The organism is Mesorhizobium sp. M7A.F.Ca.CA.002.15.2.1 (assembly GCF_003998715.1).
Taxonomy (GTDB): Bacteria; Pseudomonadota; Alphaproteobacteria; order Rhizobiales; family Rhizobiaceae; genus Mesorhizobium; species Mesorhizobium ciceri.
This window is the reverse complement of record NZ_RZPI01000139.1, coordinates 1-9,751: the sequence shown is the minus strand read 5'-3', so window position 1 is coordinate 9,751 and position 9,751 is coordinate 1. Positions and strand designations below refer to the sequence as shown.

11 protein-coding genes are annotated in these 9,751 nt (G+C 62.5%); 2 read left to right on the top strand and 9 right to left on the bottom strand.

Features of this window, described 5'->3' with window-relative positions; genetic code table 11:
• Positions 1 to 145 precede the first annotated feature (145 nt).
• The 8 genes from ENZ74_RS10880 to ENZ74_RS10845 all read right to left on the bottom strand — a co-directional run bounded on the left by ENZ74_RS10880 (position 146) and on the right by ENZ74_RS10845 (position 7,413).
• Positions 146 to 1,627, bottom strand: a complete 1,482-nt coding sequence (locus tag ENZ74_RS10880; RefSeq protein ID WP_063170020.1) for a hypothetical protein — start codon at positions 1,625 to 1,627, stop codon at positions 146 to 148.
• 40 nt (positions 1,628 to 1,667) lie between these two features.
• Positions 1,668 to 2,102, bottom strand: a complete 435-nt coding sequence (locus ENZ74_RS10875) for a GtrA family protein (RefSeq protein WP_245458386.1) — start codon at positions 2,100 to 2,102, stop codon at positions 1,668 to 1,670.
• Positions 2,103 to 2,112: 10 nt separating this feature from the next.
• Positions 2,113 to 2,814 (bottom strand): class I SAM-dependent methyltransferase, encoded by a 702-nt coding sequence (locus ENZ74_RS10870; RefSeq protein ID WP_063170022.1) that lies wholly within the window; start codon positions 2,812 to 2,814, stop codon positions 2,113 to 2,115.
• A complete protein-coding gene (locus tag ENZ74_RS10865; protein ID WP_181172679.1) occupies positions 2,807 to 3,796 on the bottom strand; it encodes a glycosyltransferase family 2 protein in 990 nt (329 codons plus the stop codon). The genes ENZ74_RS10870 and ENZ74_RS10865 overlap by 8 nt, the downstream gene beginning before the upstream one ends.
• 80 nt (positions 3,797 to 3,876) lie before the next feature.
• Positions 3,877 to 5,376, bottom strand: coding sequence for a HAMP domain-containing sensor histidine kinase (locus ENZ74_RS10860; protein ID WP_063170024.1), 1,500 nt, complete (start codon positions 5,374 to 5,376; stop codon positions 3,877 to 3,879).
• Positions 5,373 to 6,047, bottom strand: a complete 675-nt coding sequence (locus ENZ74_RS10855) for a response regulator transcription factor (protein WP_013533623.1) — start codon at positions 6,045 to 6,047, stop codon at positions 5,373 to 5,375. Before ENZ74_RS10855 ends, ENZ74_RS10860 begins: the two co-directional genes overlap by 4 nt.
• A gap of 40 nt (positions 6,048 to 6,087) precedes the next feature.
• A complete protein-coding gene (locus ENZ74_RS10850; protein WP_013533622.1) occupies positions 6,088 to 6,480 on the bottom strand; it encodes a hypothetical protein in 393 nt (130 codons plus the stop codon).
• A 315-nt stretch (positions 6,481 to 6,795) separates the two neighbouring features.
• Positions 6,796 to 7,413: an outer membrane protein gene (locus ENZ74_RS10845; protein ID WP_082826646.1), complete on the bottom strand. Its 618-nt coding sequence runs from the start codon at positions 7,411 to 7,413 to the stop codon at positions 6,796 to 6,798.
• A gap of 457 nt (positions 7,414 to 7,870) precedes the next feature.
• Between ENZ74_RS10845 and ENZ74_RS10840 the strand changes: the two genes are divergently transcribed.
• Entirely contained in the window at positions 7,871 to 8,134 is a 264-nt protein-coding gene (locus tag ENZ74_RS10840) for a DUF6460 domain-containing protein (RefSeq protein ID WP_013533620.1), read from the top strand.
• Positions 8,135 to 8,210: 76 nt separating this feature from the next.
• On the opposite strand, the gene ENZ74_RS10835 is transcribed toward ENZ74_RS10840, so the two are convergent.
• Positions 8,211 to 9,116: a histone deacetylase gene (locus ENZ74_RS10835; protein WP_063170026.1), complete on the bottom strand. Its 906-nt coding sequence runs from the start codon at positions 9,114 to 9,116 to the stop codon at positions 8,211 to 8,213.
• A 171-nt stretch (positions 9,117 to 9,287) separates the two neighbouring features.
• On the opposite strand from ENZ74_RS10835, the gene ENZ74_RS10830 reads away from it, so the two are divergent.
• A partial coding sequence (locus ENZ74_RS10830) for an MATE family efflux transporter (protein ID WP_245470943.1) occupies positions 9,288 to 9,751 on the top strand: 464 nt, incomplete at its 3' end.

The following is a 9,751-nucleotide window of genomic DNA, read 5'->3' as shown; positions in this document are numbered from 1 at the left end:
CTCATGCGGCGATGCCTTCGGTCGTGCTGAAAATCCCGGCTCGTCGGTCTCACAGGCTTACCCTCAGGCAGCAATTTTGCTGCGCTGCAACATGGGTGTCAAGGCATATATTGGCTGTCGCGAAATCCGCCAGGAACGCACAGGATCAGGCGCCGGGCAGATAGATTACCGCGTAATCGTCCGAGTAGGCCCGTTTCCAGCCCAACTGGTCGAAGAAGGGAATCCGGCTGTCGTCGGCCGACAGCAGCGCCCAATCTATTGCGTATTTCTTCAGGCGGGCTTCGAGGAGCGGCTTGCCGTCTCCGCGTCCGGTGTCGTTGTCGCTCTTTGTGAAGCCGCCCAGGAACAGCTGGTCCGTCCGTCCGTCGATATAGGTCTTGAACCCATGGAAAATCAGCGTGCCGCCGAAATTGTAGGAATTCAACACATTGCCGGACAGATGATGGCTTTGCGCGAAGGCCAGCGCCCCGCTGGCCGATGTCTTCGGGCTCGGCGCGACCTGATAGGCGCTGCCGAGCACGGCGATCCCGCCGATCAGCAGAACGGCTGCCGTGCCGCAGATGGCGTAGAACCGTCTGGCTAAGAATCTCTCCAGCCCGTCGCGCTTTTCGGCCAGCCATGCGGTGGCTGAAAGCGAGTGATATTGCTGTGCGACCTCGGCCGCCATCACCAGCGGAATCAGCAGGAAGAACAGATACATGAAGCGCACATGGGCGAGATAGACATGCAGGGTGAAGACGACGAACAACGCCTTGGCCCAGCCAATTCGCAACCGGGACACCAGAAGCCCGAAAAGCGCCAGCAGCATCGCCGCTTCCTGGACAGGACTGTCCGGCTGACTGAACGGTTTCCATTCCATGATCAGCGACACCGCCTCATTGCCGTAGGCCACGGCGAGCGTCGCGAGGATGGCCTGGACGCCGTAGGGGTGGATCAGGCTCACCAGCGGGCAAAGCAGGCCGAACGCGATCCACTTCGCCAGCAGGGACGGTTTCGACAGGCCCGTGCGCGCCAGCAGATCGAGACCGGCGAAAGCCGCGATGACGAAGCTCAAGGTGAAGGTGGCGTGCAGGTTCGCCCATAATACGACCAGCACAAGCAGCCACCAGGGCGGCGCCCGTTCTTCCCTTGCCGCACCGAAGAGGACCGCTGTCCAGATGACGATGATCGGGAAGGTGAAGACATGCGGACGCGCCGTGAAGATCGGGTTGATCAGGAACACCGCGGCGAACGCCAGTGTAATCGCCAGGATCGGCTTCAGCCATGCGCTGAGAAACCACCCCATCAGGAAAACCGTCAGGGAGATCGAGGCGATGATCGCGTTGACGACCCCGTTCCAGCCGCCCGCCCGGTAGGCAAGAGCCAGCAGGACCTGCCCCAGCCATTCCTTGGCAATCCAGGGCTGGCCGGCAAACGTGTAGGAATAGGGATCGACGGTCGGAAATGTCCGGTTAGTCAGGAAATCCAGACCGACCTTCACTTGCCACCAGCTGTCGGGATCCTGCAGGGTGGCGCCTGCCTGGGCACCCAACGCACCCGCCATCGCCAAGGCCGCGAGCAGGCAGAAGATCAGCCTGCTCCGCTCGTTGTATGTCGCGGCCGCCGCACTGGCCTGAGCGTCGTTCATGCTGCGCCGCCTCTAATCGGTTCCGGTGACAGTTGGGTGTTCAAGGTGTTGGATTGGCGGGCTGCCGCCGAGGCTTGTCGGCCACCCGAACTGTGCGGTCGGTGCTGTCGTCCCCACGCCCCACAAACACGAAGCGAGCCGAGCCAAGATAGAAAACAACCGAATAGACGCAGATTCCCGCGAGGTGGACCAGCGGGTTTTCGACGATGCCTGCTGAACGGGCGGCGATTACGACGGCCAGATTGATGCTGTAGGCGACCAGAAAGACACCCCCATAGCGCAGCGCGGTCCCGGGCTTGAAGCCATCGGCTCTGCTGAAGGTCCATTGGCGGTTGAGGAAGAAGCCGAGGACAAGGCCGGCGGCATAGCCCGTGGCGTTGGCAAGGATGTCGCCCAGACCCAGCGCAAGCCCGGCCAGAATGACCGCGTATCCCAGCGCCGTGTTCAACAGACCGACGGCGCCAAATCGCAGCATCCTCGGGAAGTCAAACGGCAGGCTTGACCACATGCGCAAAATATTGGGCTCCGACAGGTACCTTGGTGAGGAAGCGCTCGAACGGCCTCAGTCTCGCAAGCATCCGAGGAAAGAAAATCCGGTAGACGATCCTCGTATTGGCAAGGCCCGCCTCGGCCATGCGCCCGCGCATCTCGCGCGAATTTATCAAAACCGCGTTTTCGTCGAAGGCACAGTTCCTCACCGCGTGCGTGGTCAGCGGGTTCCAAGGATTGTGTTCGAAGACGAAGAAGCTGCCGCCATAGGCCAGCACCCTGCCGATCTCGGCGAACAGTCCGATCTGCAGGTTCTCGGGGATATGGTGGAAGACGCAGGCCGCGAAGGCCAGGTCGAAGCTGCCGTCGGCAAAGGGAATTGTCTTGCCGTCGAAATGCGTGAAGGCGGCCTGGCCGGGAAAGCGCTTGCTGGCGATGTCGAGCGATTCCCGCGAAGGATCGAGCAAGGTGATCTCCGCGTCGGGAAACGCGTTGCGCATATGGCCGAGCGAATTGCCGACGCCGGCGCCGAAATCCAGTATTCGTCGCGGTTTGACACCGGCCCGCCGCAGCGTCGCGGCGACGTCGTCGATCTTGTACCTGGCGAAGAAATCCGGGTTTTCGCCGCTCAGCCTTATGCTTGCGGCATGCTGCTCCTGATATTCCCGCGCAAACTGGTCGAATTCCGCCTCAAGCACGTGCGGCCCTCTTTGCCATCTCCTGCAGGCGATGGACCGGCAATTCGCCGTCCTCCACCGCCTGGCTGCGCGAAACGATCTCGTTGACGAAGTAGAGCGGCCGCCGCTTTGTCTCCATGTACATGCGCCCGAGATACTCGCCGAAGATTCCAAGCACCATAAGCTGGACGCTGCCGAGGATCAGCACGATCGCGGCGAGGCTGGTCCAGCCGGGCAACACGTTTCCGACCGACCATTCGAGCAGCGTGTAGCCGAGCACGACCAGCCCCAGAAGCCCGAACATCATTCCGAGCAGCGAGGCGAACCGCAAGGGCACGATGGAGAAGCTGGTCATGGCGTCGACCGCCAGAAGAAGCATTTTCTTCAGCGGATAGTGGGTGGTGCCGGCAAAGCGGCGGTGCCGCTCATAGGGGAAAGCCACCTGTCTCAGCCCGATCCAGCTCACCATGCCGCGAATGAACCTGTAACGTTCTGGCATCGCGTTCAGATGGTCGAGCGCGCGACGGTTCATCAGTCGGAAATCACCGGTATTCGGGGCTATGTCGACGTCGACCATCCGGCGCAGCAAGCGATAGAACATGGATGCGGAGGCGAGCTTGAACCAGCTTTCGCCATCGCGCGTCAGCCTCTGGCCGTAAACCACATCGAAGCCTTCGTTCATCTTCGTCATCATCGCGCCGAGCAGTTCAGGCGGATCCTGCAGGTCGGCATCGAGAATGAGAATGCGCTGGCCGCGACAGAATTCGAGCCCGGCGCTCAACGCGATCTGGTGGCCGTAATTGCGGGCAAGGTCGATGGCGACGATATGGTCGTCCTTTTCGGCCAGCTGCAGAATGGCCTCGCGCGTACCGTCGGTCGCGCCATCGACGACAAGGACGATCTCGTAGGAAGGGCCTTGCCCAAGGCATGCGGCCGTTACCCGCCGATGCAGTTCGGCCACGCCATCCAGCTCGTTGTAGCATGGGATGACCACCGACAGCATGACGCCGCGTCGCGCGGTGTTTCTCTCCGTCTCCACCAAAGCCTTGCTCCCGCTATCCGATTGGGAATAGCGGCAATTGGTTAGAAAACAGATAAGCCAGCGGGATCGGCCGCAACCGTGGGCCGGCCATCATTTCTGCCGCACGCGGCCACCGCCCGAACCGGCAACTCCATGCGGATGCGGGCGCCTTGCCAGGAGCCGGCCAATATCCGGATGGAGCCATCGTGCAGCAGTGCGATCTGCCGGGCAAGGTTCAATCCCAGGCCCGCGCCGCGCGATTGCGGCCGCAGTCGGTAGAAGGGCTCGAAAACGTTCTCGTGCTCATCGGCTGGAATGCCTGGGCCTTCGTCGCGGATTTCGACGCCGCCGTTTTCATCGATCGCTATGGTGATCGTGCCGGAACCGCCGCCATGATCGATGGCATTGCGCACGAGATTTGCCAGCGCCCGCTCGATCTGCAGCACGTTGATCTCGACATGGACCTTGTTGGCTGGCGGCTCGAAGGCAAGATCGTAGCCTGCTTCGATGGCGAGCGGGGCGAAGTCGGCGGCGACCCGGCCGACAAGATCGCAGAGGTCTATGATCTGGCGCTGGTCCGCCGGGCGGTCGAGCAGCTGGTGGTCGAGCAGCTGTTGCGCAAGATGCGACAGGCGCTCGATGTCATGCAGCAGGCGCGCGCTTTGCGGTTCCTGCTTCAGCAATTCGGCGCGCGTGCGCAGGATGGCGATCGGCGTGCGCAGTTCGTGCGCCGCGTCGGTGAGGAAGCGGTTGTGCCGGTCATAGCCCTGGGCGAGGCGCGCCAGCGTCTGGTTGAAGGCATGCACCAGCGGCGCGATCTCCTGCGGCACATTCTTGACCGGCAGCTGCATCGCACGGGTGCCGATGTCGATGCGCGCGGCCTGCTGGACGGTGTCGACGAGGCCGGCAAACGACCGGCGCACGACGGCTGGCGTCGTCACCAGGGTCGTGGCTCCCATGACGAGGACGATCGGCAGCAGCAGGATGACGATGATGGCCGCGAGAGCGGGAAGCGCCTTCTCCCAGTTCCTGCTGCCGTCCGGGTTCTTGGCGACGTCGATGGTGGCCGAAATGGTGACTTCGAGGCCGTCGGTCTCTTCCCGCGACGATCGCGTCGCGGCAATGATCTGAACCGTGCCAGCCTTGGTCGAAACTTTTTCGAGGTAGGCCTCCGGCCTCAAATCATCTTCGGAAAATCCGATGGTGGCGTGATCGGCCTGGCCCAGCAGATCGCCAAAATTCCTGGTGTAGACGTCGGGTATGCTGCCGAAGCGGATGCTCTGGCCGTTGTTGTCGCGGATGATGTACCAGACATTGGGGAACCCCTTACGAAACGAACGCAATCCATCGGTCTCATGGACGATCAATCTGCCGTTGCCGTCACGATCGACGGCATCCTTGAGGGTGGCGACGGCAGCCTCGTTGTCGACAAGAAGCCGTGGATCGGCGATCCACAGCGCGGCCGCGCACAGCACGATGAAGACAAGAAGCGTCGCCGCCTGCAACAGGATCATCCGCCGCACCAGCACCCATTGCAGCGATCGCGTGCGCGACTTCTTCACGAGGCGGCCCGCAAGAGATAACCGAGGTTGCGGATCGCCCTGATCTCGATGCCGGCAGCGACGTCGTCGAGCTTGCGACGCAGCCGCGAAATGTGCGCATCCAATGCATTGGAGCCGATCTCGTCGTCGAGAGCATAGACGGCTTCTTCCAGCGCCCCGCGCATGATCGTCCGCCCCGGCCTGCGGATGAGCGTTTCGAGCACCAGCCGCTCGCGCCGCGGCAGTTCCAGCGCCTGGTCCTCGACAAGCGCCTCGCGATGGCGGAAATCATAGGTGAGGCGGCCGACCATCACCTGATTGGCACGCGTGGTGAACGAACGCCGGTGCAAGGCATTGAGCCTGGCGACCAGTTCCACCGTGGCGAACGGCTTGACCATGTAGTCGTCGGCGCCGGCGTCGAGCCCCGCCACGCGATCGTCGAGCCCGCTGAGCGCCGTCAACGCGATCACCGGCACGTCCAGATGCAAGGCCCGCAGGCGCGGGATCAGGCTGAGGCCATCGCCATCCGGCAGCCGGCGGTCCAGCACCACCGCGTCATGGTGGCCGAGCCGCGCCACGGCTTCGGCATCCGCCAGTGTCGCGGCATGGTCGACGATGATGTCCTGGCGCTCGAGCGCGGTCTTCAGCACCGAGGCCATTTCCGGCTCGTCCTCGATCAGCAGGATGCGCATGCGCACTCTCCGTCACAGGCAGCCGGCACGCTGTGGCAATTCATTCGCATTCCAGCTTCGGTTGACGAAAATTGGTGATGAACCATCTGCCGCCCGAGGCGCGGGCATAGAACGTATAGAAGCATTCCTGGCGCTCGATATAGCCAGGCGTTTCGGTTTCTTCGTAGACGGTTCCGTGTTTTGTGTGGCGAACTTCGCCGCTGGAGCTTCCGGAAACCGCATTGGTGGATATTTTCCGCCACTGATAGGCCCGCTCGCCCCGGCCGAGATCAACGACGGCGGTCGGCGGCCCGTAGTCCAGAATGACCGATTCGACCGGTTGCCCGATGTAGTTCTTCATGATGTCGGAGGCGCATCCCGTCAGCACCAGCACGATCGCGATGAAGAACGCCTTGGAGATCCACACCAGATGGTTTGCGCTGCGTTTGGACATATCCGATTCCCGTCATCAAGGTCATCCGCGGCACCGAATGCATGTCGCCCAAAAGCGGTCCCGGTTTTGGGACAACGACATGCACAAAACAAAACCTGAAGCGGGCCGCATGATCCGTTTCGATGCGACGCGCTTTAGGACGTGAAGATTGCATCGGCATTACGCAGGACCTGGCACCCAAATGCGGTCTGCCGACATGCGTCGATGACGGTGCGGATGGAGGCAAAGCAATCGCGCGGCCCCGTTGCATCCGGGCGCCGCGCAAGGTCGTTCAAGCAGAATACAGAACAGGTTCAACGGAACCCATGGCCTGCCCTAGAACCGGTAGTTGATGCCGGCCTTCAGTTCATGGCTGCCGATCGTCGCCTTGGATTTGCCCAGGGCGGACGTCGTTTCGACGCCTGGGGTGCGCACATAGTCATATTCGACCTTGGCCGAGAGGCCGCCGGCAAAACCCTGCTCGATGCCGCCGCCGACCAGATAGCCGAGTTTCCATCCGTCGATATCGTTCACCTTGTCGCCCTTGTCGAATTTGGTCATGGCGACGCCGCCGGTTCCAAACAGCAGCGTCTGGTCGAAGCTCAAGCCGGCCTTGGCCTTGGCGGCACCGCGCCATTTTTCCTTGATCTTGCCGCCCCGGACGTCGTGCTCGGCGCCGCCCAGATAGGAGCCCTCGATCTCGGCACCGAGAACCGCTGGACCCATCTGCTGGTTGTAGCCGGCCTGAACGCCGCCGCTGAGACCATTCCTGCCGGCAAACGGGTTCGGCATCCCGGTGAACGCCGTGCCGCCATGCACGCCGACATAGGCGCCGCTCCACTGGAACGCGGGGGGATCATTGTAGGCGGGCGAAAGGTCGGCGGCCATCGCCGGCCCCAGGAGGTACATGGCAAGGGCACTTGCCGTCAGGATGATCTTTGCTTGAGAGAACACTGCATTACTCCAACACACGCGCGCATCCGGCAATCGATGCGCAGGTTTCCCGAAGAACTCGACCGTTGAGGCGGTCGGGCTCCGATTTGGTGTCTTTCAGGGATGGTTGCGCGGTCCTGGGACTGGCTTTCGCCAGTTGTGGTAGGGGGTCAGATCGCCCGCGCGGCCAATCGCCTGAAAGACGCCGACCGTCTCGCAGGCGAAAATTGCACGCACATTGCGGGAAATCGAAAAATGAAGGTTTTTCGCTTTGTTTTCAATAAATTAAAGCGATGTTGTTTACGCAAATTTAACAGTCTGGCGCGGGTTTAGTCCGTTTGGCAGCACAAGCCTGCCATGCAATCGCGCGGTGCAGGCCGTTGGCATCCCGCAAAACTCCCGGCTTGAAGCGGACAAGCCAAGTGCGTATGTCTGGCCGACGCCCTCGAGCCTGGGTGCCTCAATCGGGAGACGAGCCTTGTCCGCACTGACGCGCTTTCTTGGCGACTCGCCGCTCAAGGTGATCCTGAAACTGCTGGTGGTGTCTTTCCTCGTCGGCCTGGTCATGAATGCCTTCGGCTGGTCGCCGATGGATGTGCTCTACGGCATCCGGAAGTTCTTCATGGACCTGTGGAATCTCGGCTTCCACGCCATCGACCGCTTCCTCGGCTATATCCTGCTGGGCGCGGCTATCGTCGTGCCGGCCTTCATCCTGCTCAGGCTTGCCAACTACCGGAAGTAGAGCATGATCCCGAAAAGTGGGAACCGGTTTTCTCGGACAAACGGAAACCGTTTGTCCCGAGATCATGCTTGAAGAACTACCGGGCGTAGCCTGCGGCGACCTCGAACAGGATGGCGTGGCGCGCGGCAAGGGCGGGCACATCGGTGGAATAGCCACCGCCGATGACGCCGCAGACCGGAACGCCCTGCGCGCGAAAATGGCTGATGACCATGTCGTCACGGGCGCGCAGACCGTCATCCGACAGCGACAGCCTGCCAAGCCGGTCATCTGCATGGACGTCGACGCCGGCATTGTAGAACACGATGTCCCAATGCGCCTGGGCGGACAGCTCCGGCAGGATGGCGGCGAGCCTCTCGAGATAGGCAGCGTCACCCGTGCCATCGGGCAGCGCGACATCGAGGTCGGAGGCGATCTTGCGCACGGGGTAGTTGCGGTCGCCATGCATGGAAAAGGTGAACACGCGCGGGTCATCGGCGAGAATATCCGCCGTGCCGTCGCCCTGGTGCACGTCGAGATCGACGACCAGGATGTTTCGTGCCGCGCCTTCGGCCAGCAGCACCAATGCGGCGACGGCGACATCGTTGAAGGTGCAGAAGCCCGCGCCTTGCGCGCGCCGCGCATGGTGGCTGCCGCCGGCAGTGTTGCAGGCGATACCGTGGCGCAAGGCCAGCCGCGCCGCCAGCACCGTGCCGCCGGTGGCAAGCTGCGCGCGCAGCGAGACGCGGGGGCCGATCGGAAAACCGATCTCGCGTTCGATCTTTTCGGGCACGCGGCAGTTGACGACCTGGTCGACATAGTCCGCCGCATGGGCAAGCTCCAGCCATGAAGCCGGCGCCGGTTCGGCGGTGCTGAGCGCCTCGGGGCCGGCGAGGCCGCGTGTCCGCAGCGCCTCCATCAGCAGGGGATATTTGCTCATCGGAAAGCGATGGTTGACGGCGAAGCCGGCGTCGTAGTCGGGATGATGGACGATCTGCAGAGGCATGAACTCGTATCCGGCTGGCTCACGCCAGACCGGGATTTCGGTTGGCCGTCAAGGGATAGGTGATTGCGCGGTGGCCGGAAAATGGGGCACATCGACGGTTCCATCAAGCCGCAATCAGCAAGGCAGCAATCCTTGGACAAAGGTGCAACCCCAGCCGACGCCGGATCCCCGATCCTCTCGGGATCGCCGATTCACTCCGGATCATTTGTCGTCACCAACCGCTCCGTGCTCGCCATCGCGGTGCCGATGACGCTAGCCTATCTGACGACGCCGATGCTCGGCCTGGTCGACACGGCTGTCGTCGGCCAGTTCGGCGATGCCGCCTTGCTTGGCGGCCTGGCGGCCGGCGCATTGATCTTCGACGTCGTCTTCACCTCTTTCAATTTCCTGCGCTCGGGCACCACCGGCCTTGTCGCACAGGCGTTCGGGCGTGGCGATGCCCTGGAGGAACAGGCGGTGTTCTGGCGCGCCGTGCTGATCGCGGTTATCGCCGGCATCGTGCTCGCTGCCCTTGCGCCGCTGGTCGCCATCGCCGGGCAAAAATTCATGGGCGCCGAACCGCGCGTCAGCGAGGCGATGGGCGTCTACATCAGGATCAGGCTGCTTGCAGCCCCCTTTTCGCTGATCAACTACGC

Coding starts and splice junctions, on each gene's coding strand:
- ENZ74_RS10880 (WP_063170020.1), bottom strand. CDS start 1,627: ATGAACGACGCTCAGGCCAGTGCGGCGGCCGCGACATACAACGAGCGG.
- ENZ74_RS10875 (WP_245458386.1), bottom strand. CDS start 2,102: ATGCTGCGATTTGGCGCCGTCGGTCTGTTGAACACGGCGCTGGGATAC.
- ENZ74_RS10865 (WP_181172679.1), bottom strand. CDS start 3,796: ATGCTGTCGGTGGTCATCCCATGCTACAACGAGCTGGATGGCGTGGCC.
- ENZ74_RS10855 (WP_013533623.1), bottom strand. CDS start 6,047: ATGCGCATCCTGCTGATCGAGGACGAGCCGGAAATGGCCTCGGTGCTG.
- ENZ74_RS10850 (WP_013533622.1), bottom strand. CDS start 6,480: ATGTCCAAACGCAGCGCAAACCATCTGGTGTGGATCTCCAAGGCGTTC.
- ENZ74_RS10835 (WP_063170026.1), bottom strand. CDS start 9,116: ATGCCTCTGCAGATCGTCCATCATCCCGACTACGACGCCGGCTTCGCC.